The sequence below is a fragment of the Anaerolineales bacterium genome (genome assembly GCA_019637755.1).
Lineage (GTDB): Bacteria > Chloroflexota > Anaerolineae > Anaerolineales > UBA11579 > JAMCZK01.
The window spans coordinates 1,039,224-1,058,269 of the sequence record JAHBVC010000001.1 but is presented as its reverse complement, the minus strand read 5'-3'; the positions used below and the strand labels follow the sequence as shown (position 1 = coordinate 1,058,269).

Here is a 19,046-nt window from a genome sequence, read left to right as displayed (position 1 = left end):
CCGATGGAGCGCAGTGCGCCGACCGATTCTGGGAGGGGCAGATATTGGAGGGCGATGACCCTGCCTATTATGCTGTTCATCATTTGAGTGTTCCCGCCTATTACCTGCAGCACAACATGTACTCACGTGAAGGCTGGCTGACGATGCACAAATTGTTAGGCGAATTTGTATATGATGGCCTAACCCCACAAGGCGCGCGCCAGAAATACAAGCATGAGGTGGATTCAGGCAGGCGTACATTCAGCATTGTGCGCGGCGAGAGGCTGCCCGGCGTGGAGCAGATAACCTGGGGCTTCACTATCGCTGGCGTGCGCCTGGACACAGCCGCGCATTATTGCGAAGATGTGCGCCGTTGGGCACGCCAGGTGTACGAAGACGCCGCCGCGCTGGTGGCAGCGGCGGGCGCAGGCTAAATTACAAACTCACCATTCTTATAGAAGAGCTCGCCGTCTACGTGGATCTCCGAGTCGGTGCGCAGATCGCAGATCATGTCCCAGTGGATGGCGCTGACGTTGGTGTTGCCTGTTTCGGGGTAGCCCATACCGAGGGCCATGTGGAAAGAGCCGCCGATCTTCTCGTCCAGTAGGATGTGGCCGGTGAAGCGGTCAATATCCTTGTTGAGGCCGATGGCAAATTCGCCCACATAGCTGGCACCGGGGTCGGTGGCTAGCATTTGTTTCAGGTGGGCTTCCTGGCTGCGCGCCGTGGCTTGCACGACCTTGCCGTCCTTGAAGTGCAGCTCGGCGCCTTCCACCACGACGCCGCCCTCCATGGCGGGGTAGGTGTAGCGCACCCAGCCGTTGAGCGAGTCTTCCACGGGGCCGGTGTAGATCTCCCCATCGGGCATGTTGTAGCGCCCGTACGAATTCTTCCACGTACGATCCTTGATCGAAAGCGTCAGATCCACATTGGGGCCACGCAACTGCACGCGGTCGTGCCCGGCCAGCGCATCCATATAGTATTGCTGCTGCTCTTTGATCTTGAGCCAATGCGCCACCGGATCGGCCTCGTGGGCGTGCACTGAGCGCAAAACGAAATCGGTGTACTCGCTCAGGCTCATTCCGGCTTGCATGGCATAGCCCTGCGTGGGGTAGATGCTGGTGACCCATTTGAATTGCCCGGCGGCCGAGCGTTTGAACTGATTTTTGAGGCTGGGCGAGAAGGCGGCCGCGGCGGCCGACTGCTTGGCCGGATCGACATTGCTGAGGGCGCGCGTGTTGGCCTCAGACCATAGGCGAATGCGCGCTTCGAACTCGCGGTAGGCCAGGGCTACGAATTCGTTCTGCATGCTGAGCAGCTCAGGCGAGGCCAACTGTAGGAACAAGGCACGCTGCTCAGGAAACTCCAGTTGCAGGTGCGGGCGGCCGCCGCGCAAAATCACCTTCTTGAATACTTCTTCAATCAGCGGTAGCGCCTCGGTGCTGGCTTCGATGATGACGCGATCGCCGGGTTGGATATCCGTAGAATATTCGACAAGGATGCGGGCAAAATTCTCAATGCGTGGGTCGGCCATGTAGATCTCCTTAGGGTGCGCGCATTATAAGCCCGCAGGTCTGGCCTCACTGCGCGGCGCGCATAATCCGCCGATGCAAAAATCGATCAGGCGCAGCGCCCGAATGGTAGAATGCGCTCAGCTTAACCTTAAAGAAAAGCCCATGAAACAATTATTGCAAAACATGCGCGCGCGCCGCCCCCACCTGGCCGAAGTGCCGGTGCCCACTCCGCCGCCTGGCTTTGTGCTGGTGCGCACTGTGGCCTCGCTGGTCTCGGCGGGCACGGAGCGCATGCTCGTGGAATTTGCCAGCGCTTCGCTGCTGGGCAAGGCGCGTTCGCGGCCCGATCTGGTGCGCCAGACCCTGGATAAGGCGCGGCGCGAAGGCGTGGTGAGCACCGCCCAGGCCGCCCTGGGGCGCCTGGGGGAGCCGGTCCCTCTCGGATATTCTAGTGCTGGAATAGTGGTTGAGCTGGGTGAGGGCGTGCAGGGGTTGCGGGTTGGGCAGCCGGTGGCCTGCGCCGGCGGCAACTATGCGGTGCATGCCGAGTATGTCAGCGTGCCGCGCAACCTGGTTGCCAGCCTGCCAAAAAACGTGAGCTTTGATGAAGCTGCCTTCACCACGCTGGGGGCGATCGCCCTGCATGGCTTTCGCCTGGCCGAAGTGCAAGTCGGCGCGCGCGTCGCCGTGGTGGGGCTGGGCTTGCTGGGCCAATTGGCCGCCAGCCTCGCCGCCGCCGCCGGCTGCCAGGTGCTGGGCATCGACCTCGACACGGAGCGCGTGGCGCTGGCGCGGGCGCGCGGCTTAGCAGCTACCGGGCGCGGCGAGGCCGCGGCGCGCGGCGCCAGTTTTACCGCCGGGCAAGGCTTTGACGCCGTGCTGATCTGCGCCGACACTGAATCGAATGACCCGGTAGCGTTGGCGGGGGAGTTGGCGCGCGATCGCGCCACGGTGGTGGCGGTGGGCGCGGTGGGCATGGATGTGCCGCGACGCAGCTACTATGCCAAGGAGCTGCGTTTCGTGGTCTCGCGCTCGTATGGCCCCGGCCGCTACGACCCGGGTTACGAAGAAGGCGGGCGCGACTACCCGATCGGCTATGTGCGTTGGAGCGAAGGGCGCAACCTGCAGGCCTTTGTGGATCTGCTGGCGGCGGGCCGTGTGGATGTTGGCAAGCTGATCAGCCACCGCTTTGCGATCGCCCAGGCGCCGGAGGCGTATGACTTGATCCAGAGCCGCAGCCCATTTTTGGGCGTGCTGATCACGTATCCTGGCACGCTGGTCCCGCGCCCGCCGCGCGCCGCCAGCCGCCGCGTCACCTTTGCAAGCCAGCCGCGCCAGCAAGGCACGCTAGGAGTGGGCATTCTGGGGGCCGGCAACTACGCGCGCAACACCTTATTGCCGGCGCTGCGCGGGCTGGCGGGCGTGGAGCGCGTGGCGATCAGCTCGGCCAGCGGGCGCGCCGCGGCCGATCTGGGGCGGCGCTTTGGCTTTCAATACGCCGCCAGCGACGAAGCCCAAGTATTGGCCGATCGCCGCGTGGCCGCGCTGGTGATCCTGACCCGGCATCATTTGCATGCCCGCCAGAGCCTGGCGGCGCTTAAGGCCGGCAAGCACGTCTTCTGTGAGAAGCCGCTGGCATTGAATGAAAAGGAACTGGCCGCGTTGGAGCGCCAGGCAGGCAAAGCGGGCAGCCCCTTGCTGATGGGTGGCTTCAACCGGCGCTTTGCCCCGCTGGGCCAGGCTACCAAACAATTCCTGGCCGGCCGCAGCCAGCCGCTGGCGGCGCACTACCGCGTCAACGCCGGGGCGCTGCCGGCCACCCACTGGCTGCACGACGCGCAGCTGGGCGGCGGGCGCATTGTGGGCGAGGCGTGCCACTTTATTGATTTTATGATCTACCTGGTGGGGCAGGCGCCGTACACGGTGTATGCCGAGGCGCTGCCGGATGACGCGCGTTACCAGCAAGATAACGTTCAGATCACGCTGCGCTTTGCCGAGGGCTCGCTGGCTACGGTGAGCTACCTGGCGAATGGCGACCGCGCGTTACCGAAGGAGCGCCTCGAAGTCTTTTGTGGCGGCAAAGTGGCCGTGCTGGATGATTTTCGCCGGCTGGAGCTGACCGCAGAGGGCCGCACGCGCACGCTGCGCGGGCGGCAAGACAAGGGCCACCGCGCCGGGCTGGAGGCGTTCTTTGGCGCCATTAGCGCCGGCGGCCCCGCGCCGATCCCCTATGAGGAGCTGTTTGGCGGGGCGCGGGCGGCTTTTGGGGCGCTGCAATCGTTGCAAACGGGCAAGCCGGTGGAGTTTTAGCCCGGCAGCTGGCCTATGCGCCCGTTTCGTTTGTGAAATTTGACACCTTTTAACCCCTGTGATAAACTGAACTTAACCTACAATCATCAGAATATTCGCTCTGGTTTAGCATTGTAGGCAACTACCTATGTTGCAAGACTACCTACCTATCGCTGTACTGTTGATTGTCGCCACGGGGTTGGCGGTGTTGATCGTGATCATCGGCAACATCATTGGCCCGCGCCGTACGGATAGCCGCAAGACGGCTCCCTACGAATCGGGTATGCGCCCGATTGGCCCAGGCACCCGGCGTATGCCGGTGCGCTTCTACTTGATCGCGGTCCTGTTCATCCTGTTTGACATTGAAGTCGTCTTTTTCCTGCCCTGGGCGGTGGTTTTTCGCCAGCTGGGTGTTTTCGGTTTGATCGAAATGTTTGTGTTCATCGCCATCCTGCTGGTTGGCTATGTGTACGCCTGGAAGAAAGGCGCGCTGGAATGGGAATAGAGCAAAAACTTGGCAATATGGGCATCGTCACCACCACCTTGGAACAGGTGGTGAACTGGAGCCGCACGCGCGCCATGTGGCCGATGCTGTTTGGTTTGGCGTGCTGCGCCATCGAGATGATGGCTTCGCAAGGCGCTGATTACGATGCCAGCCGCTTTGGTATGGAACTGATGCGTGCCTCTCCCCGCCAGGCGGATCTGATGATCGTGGCGGGCCGTTTGAGCCGCAAGATGGCGCCGGTATTGCGCCGTTTGTATGACCAGATGCCCTCGCCCAAATGGGTGATCTCGATGGGTGATTGTGCTTCCTGTGGTGGCGTATTCAACAACTACGCCATCGTGCAGGGGGTGGATGAGATCGTGCCGGTGGATGTGTATGTGGCTGGCTGCCCGCCGCGCCCGGAAGCATTGATCCACGGCATTATGACCCTGCACGAGCGCATCAAGGGCGAGACCTTTAAGGACTGGGCGTAAGCGCATGAACGCAGAACTCCAAGCGGTGATGGACGCGCTGCAACGCGCGTTCGGTGCAGAGATCAGCGAGTTTCGCGGGCAGCCGCGCGCCCTGCTGGCCGCCGAGCACATCGTGGCGGCGGCGCGCAGCCTGCGGGATACGCATGGTTTCGCCATGCTGGCTAGCCTGAGCGCGGTGGATTACTGGCCGCAGCGCCAGCCGCGCTTTCACGCGGTGTACCAGTTTAAAAATCTGACCCAGAACCTGCGCTTTGAAGTGCGCGTGCCGCTGGACGGCGATGAGCCGCAACTGCCCTCGCTGACTGAGGTGTTCCCGAATGCCAATTGGCACGAGCGTGAGCTCTGGGACATGTTTGGCATCCACATCACCGGGCACCCGGATCTGCGCCGCATTCTGATGCCGGCCGACTGGGTGGGGCACCCGCTGCGCAAGGATTACCCGCTGGGCTACGAAGAAGTGCAGTTCAGCTTCAACTTCGAAGAGATCGATCAGCGCAAGCCGCGCCCGCAGGACTAAACCCTATGAACGCTTCGCAACCGATGAACGTCTCTCAGATGGAGATCACTGCGGATGAGCTGAAACATCTGGTTTCGGCGCGTGCGCATACTGGCGAAACCCTGCTGCTCAACATGGGCCCGCAGCACCCCAGCACGCACGGCGTGCTGCGTTTGCTGCTGGAGCTGGACGGCGAAATCGTCGTCAATTGCATTCCGGATATCGGCTTTCTGCATACCGGTATCGAAAAGAATATGGAAGCCAAGACGTATGAGAAGGCCGAGGTAATGACCGACCGCCTGGATTACCTCAATACGATGGGTAACAACCTGGCTTACTGCCTGGCCGTGGAAAAGCTGGTGGATCTGGATGTGCCGGCGCGCGCCCAGACGGTGCGCGTGATCTTTGCCGAGTTGCAACGCATCGCCTCGCACCTGGTGTGGCTGGCAACCCACGCGCTGGACCTGGCGGCGATGTCGATGTTCTTCTATTGCTTCAACCAGCGCGAGCGCATCCTCGACATTATGGAAATGTGCGCCGGCCAGCGCATGATGACCACCTACTTCCGCCCCGGTGGCCTGTGGCGTGACGTCACCCCTGAGTTCACCCAGGCGGTGCGCGATTTCGTCAGCAGCTTCCCGGCCGAGATTGATCTCTACGAAGGCCTGCTGGATAAGAACCCGATCTTCCTCGATCGCACCAAGGGGATTGGCGTCTACAGCGGCGCCGAGGGCATTGCCTGGGGCATCACTGGCCCTTCGCTGCGCGGTTCGGGCGTAGCCTATGATCTGCGCAAAGCGGAGCCGTATAGCGGCTATGAGCAATATGACTTTGAGGTGTGCACCGAAGCAGAGGGCGATGTATACGCCCGCTATCGGGTGCGCATGCGTGAGCTGCGCGAATCGCTGAAGATCATTACCCAGGCGCTGGATACGCTGCCCAGTGGCCCGTTCCGCAGCAACAATCGTAAGTTTGTGCCGCCACCGCGCGCTGAACTGGGCGAGAGCATGGAAGCCGTGATCCACCACTTCAAGTTGTGGACCGAAGGCTTCCCGGCCCCCAAGAATTCGGTGTACCTGCCGGTGGAATCCCCGCGTGGGGAACTGGGCGTTTTGCTGGAAGGCGACGGCGGCCCCAAGCCGTATCGCTGCCACTGGCGCACGCCCTCGTTCGTCAATTTGCAAATTCTGCCGAAGATCTCGCAAGGCTGCTATGTGGCCGACCTGGTGGCGATCATCGGTAGCATCGATATTGTGTTGGGAGATACCGACCGGTGAATCCGCTACGCGAGCGATACGGCCAGGAGATCGATGAGATCCTGGCGAAGTACCCGCCGGAGCAAAAGCGCTCGGCGGTGATGCCTTTGCTGTATGTAGCCCAGCGCGAGCACGGCTACGTTACCCGCGAGCACCTCGGCCAGATCGGCGAGCTGCTGGCCATCTCGGCGACGGAAGTCTCTTCCATTGTTGGGTTCTATACGCTGTATCATGACAAGCCGGGCGGCAAATATCGCCTGCAGATCTGCAACGATCTGCCCTGCGCGCTGCGCGGTGCCGATGCATTTTTGGATGGCGTGTGTGATCACCTGGGCGTCAAGCCCGGCGAGACGACTGAAGATGGCGTGGTGAGCGTGGAAGCGGTGATGTGCCTGGCGGCCTGCGACAAGGCGCCGATGTTCCAGGTGCAGAGCGCGGAGGGCATCAGCTATCACGAGAACCAGACGGTGGCGAGCACGATTGCCCTGGTGGATGAATGGCGCAAGGAGGAAGGCAAATGAACGAGATCCTTCTGCGGCATCGCGAATTCCCCGAGATCGGCCAACTGGCCGGGTATCGCCAGCAGGCTGGTTTTGAGGCGATCAAGCAAGCGGTGACCGGCATGCAGCCAGACGAGCTGATTGAGCTGGTCAAGGCGTCTGGCCTGCGCGGGCGTGGTGGCGCCGGCTTCTCCACCGGCATGAAATGGTCGTTCATTGATAAGAACGCCTGGCCGCACTATGTAGTGGTCAATGCGGATGAATCTGAGCCGGGCACCTTCAAAGATCGCGAGATCATGGAGCGCAATCCGTTCCAGTTCCTGGAAGGCGTGATGCTGTGCGCCTACGCGGTGGGCGCCCACGCGGCCTATATTTATCTGCGCGGTGAGTTTTGGGAATTGGCCGCTCACCTGGATGCTTGCATTGCCGAGATGGAAAAAGACGGCTTGCTGGGCGATGGCTTGTTTGGCAGCGATTTCAACTTGCGCATCTACACCCATTTGGGCGCAGGCGCGTATATCTGCGGTGAGGAAACCGCGCTGCTCGAATCGCTGGAGGGCAAGTTGGGCCAGCCGCGGCTGCGCCCGCCGTTCCCGCCCAGCTTTGGCTTGTATGGCAAGCCAACGATCGTGAACAACGTGGAAACGCTCACCAATGTGCCGATGATCGTGCATAAGGGTGTCGATTGGTTCCGTGGCTTTGGCACCGAGAAGAGCCCGGGCAACAAGATCTTCAGCTTGTCTGGCCATGTAGTCAAGCCGGGCAACTATGAATTGCCGTTGGGCACCACCTTCCGCGAGTTGATCTATACCCACGGCGGCGGCATTCTGGATGGGCATGCGATCAAAGCGATCATGCCGGCCGGCGCCTCGTCTTCGCTGATCGTGGCGGATGACAAGGCGTTGGATACGCCGATGGATTACGAAAGCGTGCCCAGCGTGGGCGCCATGCTCGGCTCGGCTTCCATCATCGTGGTGGACGAGACGGTGAGCATGGACTGGCTGATCAACAAGACCATGCACTTCTTCCAGCACGAGTCGTGCGGCAAGTGCACCCCGTGCCGTGAAGGTACCTATTGGATGCGCCACTTGACCGAGCGCATTCACCACAACCAGGCCACCTGGGATGATGTCATCATGCTGCAGGATGTGGCCAGCAACGTAAAGGGCAAGTGTTTGTGCGCCCTGGGCGATTTTTCCACCGAAGCGGTGATCTCCAGCATCACTCGCTTCCGCAGTGATTTTGAAGCCAAGGTGGGCGCGCCGCTGAGCGCGCCGGCCCAGGCTGACCTGAAAGAGCAAGTGAGCAACTAAGATGGCCGTTGCCGATACCACCCAACAAAAATTGGTCACGCTGACCATTGATGAACAGCAGATCAGCGTAGCGCCGGGCACTCTGGTGGTGGATGCCGCCAAGCGCGCCGGCATTGATATTCCTGTCTTCTGCTACCACCCCAAGATGGAACCGGTGGGCATGTGCCGTATGTGCCTGGTGGAAGTGGGCCGCCCGGTGATCGATCGGGCCACCGGCCAACCCGCCATCGGCGAGGATGGCCTGCCGCAGATCCAGTTTGGCCCCAAGCTCGAGACCGGCTGCACCGTGCCGGTGAGCGAGGGCATGGTGGTGCGCGGCTACACCGAGAAGGTGAAAGACGCGCGCAACGAAGTGCTGGAGTTTTTGCTCACTTCGCACCCGCTGGATTGCCCGATTTGCGATAAGGGTGGTGAGTGCCCGCTGCAGAACCTGACCATGCGCTTTGGGCCGGGCCAATCGCGTTACTTGTATGACGAAAAGATTCACCTGGATAAGCACGTGCCGCTGGGTGATTTGATCTACCTCGACCGTGAGCGCTGCATCCAGTGCGCGCGCTGCACGCGCTTCCAGACTGAGATCGCCGATGACCCGGTGATCGGCTTCAACGAGCGCGGCCGCAAGCTGGAGATCGTGACTTTCTCGGACCCGGGCTTCGACTCGTACTGGTCCGGCAACACCACCGACATTTGCCCGGTGGGTGCGCTGACCACGGCGGATTTCCGCTTTGGCGCCCGCCCGTGGGAGCTCAAGCCGGTGGCTTCGATCTGCACGCACTGTCCGGTGAACTGCAACACCACGCTCAACACGCGCCGCGAGGCCAAGGCCGGCGGCAAGCCGGTGGTCAAGCGCGTGATGCCGCGCCAGAACGAAATGGTGAATGAGATCTGGCTGTGCGATAAGGGCCGCTTTGTCTACCAATATACGGAAGCGGCCAACCGCCTGACGCAGCCGCTGCTACGCAAGAACAATCAAATGGAAGCGGCCAGTTGGGATGAGGCCTTGGCGGCCGTCGCCGACAAGGTCAAGAAAGCCGGCGGCAAGCTCACCACCGTGGTGAGTGGTGGCTTGAGCAACGAAGACTACTTCAACCTCAAGGCCTTCACCGAGGCAGCCAAGGGCCAGATCGCGCTGTACAGCCACATGGCCGGCGGCGACCTGGTGAGCCAGGTTGGTTTGGGCCAGGGCAGCAACCTGTCTGCGCTGGGCAAGGGCAGTGTGATCCTGGTGGTGGCCAGCGACCTCGAAGAAGAGGCGCCGGTGTGGTGGCTACGCATCAAGCAGGCCGCCGAGCGCGGCGCTACGCTGATCGTCGCTACCCCGCGCCGCACCAAGCTGGAGCGCGAGGCCACGCATGTGGTGCGCTACAGCTACGGCGAAGAAGCCGCGGCGGTGCACGCCTTGATCGACAGCATCTCCGCCAAGCGCCCCGAGCAAACCGAAACGGTCAAGCGCTTGATGACCCAGGAAGAAATTAAGGCCGCCGCCAAGGATATTGCTGAAGCGCAAAACCTGGTGGTCTTCTACGGCAGCGAAGGCACCGATCTGGCTGCCTCCGAATCGCTGGCCGCCGCGGCTGCCAATCTGCTGATCGCTACCGGCCATGTGGGCAAGCCCAACAATGGCCTGGTGGCGGTGTGGGAGAAGGGCAACCTGCAGGGCGCCTGGGAACAGGGCTTGCGCCCGAGCGGCGATCTGGCGGCGCTGATGAAGGATGCCGAAGTGCTGTATCTGGTGGGGGTGGACCCGAGCGGCGATGACCCGCAACTGGCCGCCGCCGTGGAGAGCGCCAAGTTCGTGGTGGTGCAGGAACTGGCCGCCACGAAGACGACGCAAGCCGCCGATGTAGTGCTGCCGGCCCAGGCCTTTACCGAACGTGAGGCTACCTACACCTCGGGTGAGCGCCGCGTCCAGCGCGCCTACCCGGCGGTGCCTGCCGTCGAGGGCACGCGGGCTGACTTCACCATCGCGGCCCAGTTGGCCCAGTTGCTGGGCAGCAGTCTGGAAGCCGTGAGCGCCGGGCGCGTGTTCGCCCAGGTGGCGCAGGGCTATGCGGCCTACGCCGGGTTGAGCATGCAGCAATTGGCCGAAGTCACCGAGCAGTGGCCGATCATTGGCCGTGCCGATGTGTACTACGGTGGCACCACCTACGACAACAAGAGCGGCCTGGGCGTGCAGGTGCCCACGGCGGCCGAGCGCGGCGAAACGCCAGTGCTCTCGTTTGCACAACCCTTCGAACGCGCCCGCGCGGATGGCTTGCTGGCCGTGCCGGTAACCAAGCTGTATGACCACGGCAACATGATCTCGAAATCCACCCTGCTGCACAATCGCTTGCAGCCGGCGCAGGTGACCCTGAACCCCGAGGATGCCGAGGCGCTGGGCCTCGAGCACGGCCAGGCCACCAAGGTGACGGTGAACGGCGTGCAGGCGGCAGTGACGGCCTATGTAGACAACAGCCTGCCGCGCGGCACGGTGCTCATTCCACGCAGCCTGGGCTTGCCGATCAGCGGCCCGTATGCACTGAAAGTGGAGGCCTGAGATGGTTGTTGATTGGGCGCTGGTGCTGGAATGGGTGATCAAGAGCATAGTGCTCGTATTCATCCTGCTTACCGGCTTTGCCTACACCACGTTCTATGAACGCAAGCTGGCCGCGCTGATCCAGTTGCGCATTGGTCCCAACCGCGCCGGCCCGGGCGGCTGGCTGCAACCGGCCGCCGATGGTGTAAAGCTCATCTTCAAGGAAGAGTTCACCCCGGCGGAAGCGTATAAGTTTGTCTTTGTGTTGGCCCCGATCCTCACTGTGGTGCCCGCCCTGGTGATCATGGCGGTGGTGCCGTGGGGCGATGTGATCAACTTCTTTGGCCGCATGGTGCCGCTGCACATTGCCGATATCAATGTGGCCGTGCTGTACATTCTTTCGGTGGCCTCGATCTCGGTGTACGGCATTGTGCTGGCCGGCTGGGCCTCGAACAACAAATACTCGATGCTGGGTGGCTTGCGCTCCTCGGCGCAGATGTTGAGCTACGAACTGGCGCTGGGCCTGGCTTTCATTGGCCCGATCCTGATCGCCGGTTCGATGAGCCTGACCGATATCATCGATGCGCAGCGCAATGTGTGGTTCATCATCTATCAGCCGCTGGGCGCGATCATCTTCTACATCGCCATGTTGGCCGAAGTCAACCGGGCGCCCTTCGACATGCCTGAAGCGGAACAAGAGCTGACCGCCGGCTACCACACGGAATACTCGGGGATGAAATTCTCGCTGTTCTTCATGGGCGAGTACATCAAGATGGCCGCGGTGAGCGGCATCTTCGCCAGCTTGTTCCTGGGCGGCTACCGCGGCCCGTTCGTCGATCAGTTGCCGGTGTTGGGGCCGCTGTATTTCTTCTTGAAGATCGTGGCAAGCCTGGGCGTGATGATCTGGATCCGTGCCACCTTCCCACGTTTGCGTTATGACCGCCTGATGGCCTTTGGCTGGAAGGTTCTGTTACCGCTCGCCTTGTTTAATGTGCTCATCACCGCTGTGGTGATTGTGGCGTTGGGACTGTAAGATGCTGAGAGGAATTTTCGAAATTGCCAGGGGTATGTGGCTGACCGGCAAGCAGATCTTTAAGCGCCGCCAGACCTACCAATACCCCGAACAAAAGCGCCCGGTACGCACGCGTTTCAAAGGGCGCCACGAACTGCGCCGCTATGAGAACGGCCTGGAGCGCTGCATTGGCTGCGCCCTGTGCGCGGCAGCCTGCCCGGCGGATGCCATCTTTGTTGAGGCTTCCGAGAATACCGACGCGCAGCGCTTCTCGCCCGGTGAGCGTTATGCCAGCACCTATGAGATCAATATGCTGCGCTGCATCTTCTGCGGCTATTGCGAAGATGCCTGCCCGACGCAGGCCATCGTGCTGGGCGACAACTACGAGTTGACCTTTACCGATCGCTCGCAATCGATCTACACCCGCGAGAAGCTACTGGTGCCGGTGCCGCCGGGCGGCCAGCCGACCCCGCAGCAAGTGGAGCCGGGCACCTTCAACCGCTCGATCCCGGTGATGAAGAACCCGGAATAATGAACGAGTGCTGACATGAATGGTGAACTAATTCTCTTCTTTGTTCTGGCTGCCGTGGCGATTGGCGCGGCGCTGGGCATGTTGTTCAGCCGCAACGCAGTGTATTCGGCGTTGTTCCTGATCTTGAACTTTGCCACGGTGGCGGTGTTCTTCCTGCTGCTGGGGGCGCCGTTCATTGCCATGGCGCAGGTGACCGTGTATGCCGGCGCGATCATGGTGCTGTTCTTGTTTGTGATCATGCTGCTGGGCGCCGAGCATATCCAGCATGCCGCGCGCCGCGGCTGGCAGCGCCCGCTGGCGATGCTGCTGACGCTGGTGTTGCTGGCCGAAAGCGCCTATTTGATCTTTACGCGGAGTGACCTGCTGACGGTGCTGCAGCCGGCCGCCTCGGACTACGGCAACCCGCAGGCCATCGGCATGCTGCTGTTTAGTGAGTACCTGCTGCCGTTTGAAGTCACCTCGATCCTGCTGCTGGCAGCGATGGTGGGTGCGATTGTATTGGTCAAAGAAGACAAAAAGCGTGCAGGTGGCCAGGAATGATCCCGATCTCGTATTACTTTGCCCTTTCGGCCATTTTGTTTTCGCTGGGCGCGTTGGGTGTGTTGATCCGCCGTAATGCCATCATTGTGTTCATGTCGATCGAATTGATGTTGAATGCGGCCAATTTGCTGTTTGTGGCCTTTGCGCGCGCCAACGAGGCGATCAGTGGCCAGGTGATCGTGTTCTTCGTGATCGCCGTGGCGGCCGCCGAGGTGGCGGTGGGCCTGGCCTTGATCGTGATCATCTTCCGCAATCGCCAGAGTATCGATATTGATGAAATGAGTAACCTCAAGGGCTAATATGGATGCCTTCGCACTCGTCCCCTGGATTGTTTTTTTCCCGCTGATCGGCCTGGTGATCAATCTGGCCTTTGGCCGCCGGTTGGGGGAGCGCTTCAGCTCCGTGGTTGGCACGCTGGCGGTGCTGGCAGCGTTCGGCGTGGCGGTGCTGCAGTTCCTTAGCTTGCAGGCCCACCCGCACGGGCAGGTCGTGCCGTTGGCGGATTGGATCAGCATCGGCAGCCTGCAGATCCCGTGGGCCTTCAACGTCGATTCACTTTCGGTGACGATGATGCTGGTGGTCTCCGGCGTAGGCACGCTGATCCATATCTACGCCGCCGGCTATATGCACTATGACGTGCGTTACAAAGAAGACCCGGGAAGCTTCAACCGCTTCTTCGTGTATTTGAACCTCTTCATTGCCGCCATGATGATCCTGGTGAGCGGCAATAGCTACCTGATGCTCTTCGTCGGCTGGGAGGGCGTAGGTTTGTGCTCTTACCTGCTGATCGGGTTCTGGTATGCGCGCAACCCGGATGGCAACAAGGGCATTTTGAACTCGCAAGCGGCCAAGAAGGCGTTTGTGGCCAACCGCGTCGGCGATTTCGGCTTCTTGCTGGCCATGTTCCTGACCTTTTGGGCGTTTGGCTCGCTGACCTTTGACCAGGTGCTGCCGCAGGCCGCCAGCGTCGATCCGCGCATCATCATGGCGATCACCTTGTGCATGCTGATCGGTGTCACCGGTAAATCGGCGCAACTGCCGCTGTACATCTGGCTGCCGGACGCGATGGCCGGCCCCACGCCGGTATCGGCGCTGATCCATGCCGCCACGATGGTGACGGCCGGCGTATATCTGGTGACGCGCTCGGCGCCGCTGTTTGCTGCCGTGCCGGATGCCGGTAACGTGGTGGCGATCGTGGGGGGCATCACTGCGTTCTTCGCCGCGACGATCGCGGTGGGCCAGTACGACATCAAGAAAGTGCTGGCGTACTCCACCATTAGCCAACTGGGCTTTATGGTGGCGGCGGTCGGCATGGGCGCGTATGTGGCGGGCATGTTCCATCTGATCACGCATGCCTTCTTCAAGGCGCTGTTGTTCCTGGGCTCGGGCTCAGTGATCCTGGCAGTGGAACGTGCTCACCATCCCTTGGATGGGCATCACGACGAACACCATGATGAGCATCACGATGATCATCATGCGCCCTTTGACCCGCAAGATATGCGCAACATGGGCGGGCTGCGCAAGCAGATCCCGGCCACCTACCGCGTGTACCTCATCGGCGCGCTGGCCTTGGCCGGCCTGCCGCCGTTGGCGGGTTTCTTCTCCAAAGATGAAATTTTGACGGACGCATTGCATGCCAATCTGCCCGTATGGGTGTTGCTGACCGCGGCTGCCTTCCTGACCGCGTTCTACATGGGGCGCCAGATCTGGCTGGTGTTCTTTGGCGAGGCACGCACCAAGGCCGCCAAGGAAGCGGTTGAAAGCCCGCTGACCATGCTGATCCCGCTGGGCATTCTGGCGGCCCTTTCTATTCTGGGCGGGCTGATCAATATGCCCGTGCTGCACCCGCTGACCCACTGGCTGGAACACACCCTGGGGCATGAGTTCGCTCATCCCACCAGCTTCAACTTCGGGGTGGCAACCTTCTCCACCGTATTGGCGCTGGCGGCCATCTATCTTTCGTGGCGGCTGTATGGGCGCAAGCCCTTGGCGGCTGGCGAAGCCGACCCGCTGAAGCGGCGCCTGGGATTTGTGTTCACCGGCATGGAGCGCAAGTGGTGGGTGGATGAGCTGTACGATGCTGCCATCATCCAGCCCTACCGGCGCCTGGCCGCCTTCCTGGCGGATGTGGTGGATTGGCGCTTCTGGCACGATTGGGTGCACGATAGCTTGATCGCGCGCGGCTTCCGCGGCTTTGCACGCTTCCTGGCGGAGCCGGTGGACCTGGGCGTGGTGGATGGCATCTCGCGAGCCTTGGCCGCGTTGGCCAATGGGCTCAGCCGGGTGTTGAGCAGCGTGCAGAGCGGTTTTGTGCGCAACTATGCCCTGATGGTCTTTTTCGGTGTTGTGTTGATGATCGGATACCTGGTCTTTTCGAGCTGAGGACGAAATAATGGAATTTCTTTTACAACCCCTGAATGTGCTGACGTTTTTCCCACTTGTTGGCGTACTCGTTCTTTTGTTCTTGCGTGAACAGAAGAATGCCAGCCGCTGGGTGGCGTTGGTCACCTCATTGCTCACCTTCGGTATCTCGCTGTGGGTATTGAGCTTGTTCCGTGCCGAGGAAGCTGGCTTGCAGCTTGACTTTGCCTACAACTGGATCCAGGCTGCAGGCTGGACGATCAAATACGCCATGGGGATTGACGGCCTCAGCATTCTGCTGGTGTTGTTGACCACCTTCCTGTCGCCGATCGCCATTCTTTCCACCTGGAATGCGGTCGAAGAGCGCGTGCGCGACTTCATGGTCTTCTTCCTGCTGCTCGAGCTGGGCATGCTGGGTGTGTTCCTGGCGCAGGATCTGTTCCTCTTCTATATCTTCTGGGAATTCACGCTGGTGCCGATGTACTTCCTCATCGGTATCTGGGGTGGTGCCCAGCGCATGTACGCTGCCATCAAGTTCTTCCTCTATACGATGGCAGGTTCGATCCTGATGTTGCTGGCGATTTTGTGGCTGGGCATCAACCAGGGCACCTTCCATTTGCCGGATCTGATCGCCATGGGCGGCATTCCGGCGGAGGCGCAGTTCTGGCTGTTCCTGGCGTTCGCCGCCGCCTTTGCGATCAAGGTGCCGATGTGGCCGCTGCACTCTTGGCTGCCTGATGCTCACGTGCAGGCGCCCACCGCTGGCTCGGTGATCCTGGCCGGCGTACTGCTCAAGATGGGTACCTATGGCTTCCTGCGCTTCAACCTGCCGCTCTTCCCGCAGGCGTCGATCGAGCTGGCCCCGGCAATGGCCACGCTGGCGGTGATCGGCATTGTGTACGGCGCGATCGTGTCGTACTCCCAGAAGGATGTGAAGAAGCTGGTGGCGTATTCTTCGATCAGCCACTTGGGTTTTGTGATGCTGGGCTTGTTTGCCCTGAACGCTCAGGGTATTGAAGGCGCTATTTTGCAGATGATCAACCACGGTATCAGCACCGGTGCGTTGTTCTTGATCGTCGGGTTCATCTACGAGCGCCGCCACACGCGTGAATTCAGCGAGTTTGGCGGTCTGTGGAAGGTGATGCCGGTGTATGCGGTGTTGGCGCTGATCGTCTCGCTCTCCTCGATGGGCCTGCCTGGCCTGAACGGCTTCGTGGGTGAGTTCACCATTCTGCTGGGCGCCTGGGGCGCTGGCGAAGGCGGCGCGCTGGGCTCGATCTGGTTTACGGTATTTGCGGCGCTGGGCGTGATCCTGGCGGCGGTCTATATCCTCTACATGTTCAACAAGATGTTCCTGGGGCCGGTGACGGTGAAAGCCAACGAAGCCCTCAAAGATTTGAGCTGGCGTGAACTGGCGGTGATGATCCCGCTGTTGATTGTGATCTTCTGGATCGGCTTGTATCCCAAGCCCTTCTTTGCCCTGATGCACCCGGCGGTGGAACAACTGGTGACTTTGTTCCAGACCGCGGCAATCCACTAAGGACCTATGAGCTTCTCATCTGCTGACCTGATTACTGCGCTGCCCATCGTCTTTCTGGTGGTGTGGGCCTGCGTATTGCTGCTGGTGGCGGTGTTCGCCGGCCGGCGCCCTGGGCTGCTGCCGGCGCTCTCGCTGGCCGGCCTGCTGCTGACGGAGTACCTGCTGGTGAGCCAGATGGGCCTGCAGGCCGATGCGTTTGGGGGCATGTTCGTCACGGATGGCTTCTCCATCTTCATCAATCTGGTATTGATCCTGGGCGGCGTGCTGAGTGTGGCGCTCTCTTACGGCTACATTCAACGCATGCAGATCGCCAAGCCTGAATACTATGTGCTGATGCTGTTCTCGATCAGCGGCATGATGCTGATGGCTTCTGCCGCGGATCTGATCATTGTGTTTCTTGGGCTGGAGTTGCTGTCCATCCCGTTGTATGTGTTGGCGGCGATCGCACGGCCAGACAGCCGTTCGGAAGAAGCCGGTTTGAAATACTTCCTGCTGGGCGCGTTCGCCAGCGGTTTTCTGGTGTATGGCATTGCCCTGGTGTATGGTGCCACCGGCACCACGCTGATGAGCGGCATTGTGGCCGCGGTGGCGGCCGGGCTGGCCTACCCGATCTATCTGGTGCTCGGCGCGGGCTTGATCCTGGTCGGGCTGGGCTTCAAAGTAGCGGCGGTACCCTTCCATATGTGGACGCCGGATGTGTACGACGGCGCGCCCACCTCGGTGACGGCGTTTATGGCGGTGGGTGCCAAAGCCGCCGGGTTCGCGGCGCTGCTGCGCATCTTTGTCGTGGCGTTCCCCTCGATCAGCGAGCAGATCACCCCGGTGCTGTATGTGATGTGCACGGCCACTTTGTTGGTGGGCAACCTGCTGGCGATCAAACAAAATAATGTGAAGCGCATGCTGGCCTACTCCAGCATCTCGCATGCCGGCTTTATCTTGATGGCCGTGGTGGCCTATGGCAACGATGCGGCGCGCTTTGATGTAGTTTCCTCGGCCTTGTTTTACCTGCTGGCCTTCACCTTCGCCAGTTTCGGCTCGTGGGCGGTGGTGATGGCGGTAGAGAAAAGCCTCGGCCGCGGCTTGGAGTTCAGTGATTATGCCGGCCTGTTTCGCCGTAGCCCGGCGCTGGCCGTGGCGATGATGATCTTCATGCTCTCGTTCACCGGCGTGCCGCCCACCTTGGGCTTCGCGGGCAAATTCTATTTATTCCGCGCCGTGCTCGAGGGTGGTTACGTGTGGCTGGCGATCGTGGGTGCGCTGGCTTCGTTGATCTCGGCCTATTACTACTTGCGCCTGATCGTAGTGATGTTCATGCAGGATGGCGAGCCAGAGGTGCACAGCGAGCGTTGGCTCAACCTCACCGCCGGGGTGAGCGCACTGGCTACGGTGGGCTTGTTCATCTTCTCTGAGCCGCTGGTAGCCTGGGCCACCCAGGCGTTGCTGAGAATCTTCTAAGCGGCACTGCGCTTCTGGGTTATAGTCTTACCTTATGGCGAAGATACGCGCCCTGTTATTTGATTTCGATGGTTTGATCCTGGATACGGAGCTGCCCGATTACGAATCGTGGCAGGAGGTCTACCGCGCCCACGGCTGTGAGCTGCCCATCGAAACCTGGGGGCAGATCGTGGGCGGCAATGGCGCCACAGACTTTGACCCCTATACCTATCTGGAGCATCTCAGCGGCAAGCCAGTGGACCGCGAAGAGATCTGGGTGAACCGCCGCCAAAAATACCTGAGCAATATCAGTGAGCAACCGGTGTTGCCCGGGGTAATCGATTACCTGGACGCCGCCGAGGATCTGGGGCTGCTGCTGGCGGTGGCCTCCAGCTCGCCGGAGAACTGGGTGCGCGGCCACTTGGCGCGCCTGGGCTTGTATGATCGCTTTGATGTGGTGAAGACCGCCGACGACGTGCAGCGCACCAAACCAGACCCGGAGTTGTACACTCTGGCGATGGCAGAGCTGGGCGTTGCGCCGCACGAGGCGATTGTGTTGGAAGATTCGCCCAATGGAGTGCTGGCAGCGAATGCCGCTGGCGTGTTTGCCGTGGCGATCCCAAACCAGGTTACCGGGCAACTGACCCTGGACCATGCGGATTTGCGCCTGCCTTCGCTGGATGCGATGAGCCTGGTGGAGTTGATTGCACACGTGGAAGCACGGCGTGCATAGCCGTAAAGACTGTTGATGAAAAAGCCCGCAATCTTTGCGGGCTTTTTGTTTTTG

18 protein-coding genes are annotated in these 19,046 nt (G+C 61.1%); 17 read left to right on the top strand and 1 reads right to left on the bottom strand.

Annotated elements, in window-relative coordinates; translation table 11 throughout:
- The first annotated feature begins 83 nt into the window (after positions 1-83).
- Complete coding sequence (locus KF821_05165) at positions 84-413, top strand: hypothetical protein (GenBank protein MBX3005198.1); 330 nt, start codon at positions 84-86, stop codon at positions 411-413.
- Here the strand turns inward: KF821_05165 and KF821_05160 are convergent.
- Complete coding sequence (locus KF821_05160) at positions 410-1,513, bottom strand: aminopeptidase (GenBank protein ID MBX3005197.1); 1,104 nt, start codon at positions 1,511-1,513, stop codon at positions 410-412. The two genes, KF821_05165 and KF821_05160, sit on opposite strands and share 4 nt — an antisense overlap.
- A gap of 142 nt (positions 1,514-1,655) precedes the next feature.
- Here KF821_05160 and KF821_05155 point away from each other — a divergent pair, with 142 nt between their 5' ends.
- The 16 genes from KF821_05155 to KF821_05080 all read left to right on the top strand — a co-directional run bounded on the left by KF821_05155 (position 1,656) and on the right by KF821_05080 (position 18,992).
- Positions 1,656-3,803, top strand: a complete 2,148-nt coding sequence (locus KF821_05155) for a bi-domain-containing oxidoreductase (protein MBX3005196.1) — start codon at positions 1,656-1,658, stop codon at positions 3,801-3,803.
- 127 nt (positions 3,804-3,930) lie between these two features.
- Positions 3,931-4,287 carry an NADH-quinone oxidoreductase subunit A gene (gene ndhC / locus KF821_05150; GenBank protein ID MBX3005195.1) on the top strand — a complete coding sequence of 119 codons (357 nt, stop codon included), beginning with the start codon at positions 3,931-3,933 and terminating at the stop codon, positions 4,285-4,287.
- On the top strand, positions 4,278-4,760 hold the full coding sequence (locus tag KF821_05145) for an NADH-quinone oxidoreductase subunit B (protein MBX3005194.1): 483 nt from the start codon (positions 4,278-4,280) through the stop codon (positions 4,758-4,760). Before ndhC ends, KF821_05145 begins: the two co-directional genes overlap by 10 nt.
- 4 nt (positions 4,761-4,764) lie before the next feature.
- Positions 4,765-5,277, top strand: coding sequence for an NADH-quinone oxidoreductase subunit C (locus tag KF821_05140; protein ID MBX3005193.1), 513 nt, complete (start codon positions 4,765-4,767; stop codon positions 5,275-5,277).
- 5 nt (positions 5,278-5,282) lie between these two features.
- Positions 5,283-6,533: an NADH dehydrogenase (quinone) subunit D gene (gene nuoD / locus KF821_05135; GenBank protein MBX3005192.1), complete on the top strand. Its 1,251-nt coding sequence runs from the start codon at positions 5,283-5,285 to the stop codon at positions 6,531-6,533.
- Positions 6,530-7,033: an NAD(P)H-dependent oxidoreductase subunit E gene (locus KF821_05130; protein ID MBX3005191.1), complete on the top strand. Its 504-nt coding sequence runs from the start codon at positions 6,530-6,532 to the stop codon at positions 7,031-7,033. Before nuoD ends, KF821_05130 begins: the two co-directional genes overlap by 4 nt.
- Positions 7,030-8,325 (top strand): NADH-quinone oxidoreductase subunit NuoF, encoded by a 1,296-nt coding sequence (gene nuoF, locus KF821_05125; protein MBX3005190.1) that lies wholly within the window; start codon positions 7,030-7,032, stop codon positions 8,323-8,325. The genes KF821_05130 and nuoF overlap by 4 nt, the downstream gene beginning before the upstream one ends.
- 1 nt (position 8,326) lies before the next feature.
- Positions 8,327-10,861 carry an NADH-quinone oxidoreductase subunit NuoG gene (gene nuoG / locus KF821_05120; GenBank protein MBX3005189.1) on the top strand — a complete coding sequence of 845 codons (2,535 nt, stop codon included), beginning with the start codon at positions 8,327-8,329 and terminating at the stop codon, positions 10,859-10,861.
- Between the two features lies 1 nt (position 10,862).
- Positions 10,863-11,873 carry an NADH-quinone oxidoreductase subunit NuoH gene (nuoH, locus tag KF821_05115; GenBank protein MBX3005188.1) on the top strand — a complete coding sequence of 337 codons (1,011 nt, stop codon included), beginning with the start codon at positions 10,863-10,865 and terminating at the stop codon, positions 11,871-11,873.
- A 1-nt stretch (position 11,874) separates the two neighbouring features.
- The gene (gene nuoI / locus KF821_05110; protein MBX3005187.1) at positions 11,875-12,384 is read left to right on the top strand and encodes an NADH-quinone oxidoreductase subunit NuoI; all 510 of its coding nucleotides are present in this window, start codon (positions 11,875-11,877) and stop codon (positions 12,382-12,384) included.
- 15 nt (positions 12,385-12,399) lie between these two features.
- Positions 12,400-12,924 carry an NADH-quinone oxidoreductase subunit J gene (locus KF821_05105; protein ID MBX3005186.1) on the top strand — a complete coding sequence of 175 codons (525 nt, stop codon included), beginning with the start codon at positions 12,400-12,402 and terminating at the stop codon, positions 12,922-12,924.
- Entirely contained in the window at positions 12,921-13,223 is a 303-nt protein-coding gene (gene nuoK, locus KF821_05100; GenBank protein MBX3005185.1) for an NADH-quinone oxidoreductase subunit NuoK, read from the top strand. The genes KF821_05105 and nuoK overlap by 4 nt, the downstream gene beginning before the upstream one ends.
- Before the next feature lies 1 nt (position 13,224).
- Positions 13,225-15,306, top strand: coding sequence for an NADH-quinone oxidoreductase subunit L (locus KF821_05095; GenBank protein ID MBX3005184.1), 2,082 nt, complete (start codon positions 13,225-13,227; stop codon positions 15,304-15,306).
- Between the two features lie 10 nt (positions 15,307-15,316).
- Complete coding sequence (locus tag KF821_05090; GenBank protein ID MBX3005183.1) at positions 15,317-16,825, top strand: NADH-quinone oxidoreductase subunit M; 1,509 nt, start codon at positions 15,317-15,319, stop codon at positions 16,823-16,825.
- A gap of 6 nt (positions 16,826-16,831) precedes the next feature.
- A complete protein-coding gene (locus KF821_05085) occupies positions 16,832-18,280 on the top strand; it encodes an NADH-quinone oxidoreductase subunit N (GenBank protein MBX3005182.1) in 1,449 nt (482 codons plus the stop codon).
- 34 nt (positions 18,281-18,314) lie between these two features.
- Positions 18,315-18,992, top strand: a complete 678-nt coding sequence (locus KF821_05080) for an HAD family hydrolase (protein ID MBX3005181.1) — start codon at positions 18,315-18,317, stop codon at positions 18,990-18,992.
- The last annotated feature ends 54 nt before the right edge of the window (positions 18,993-19,046 follow it).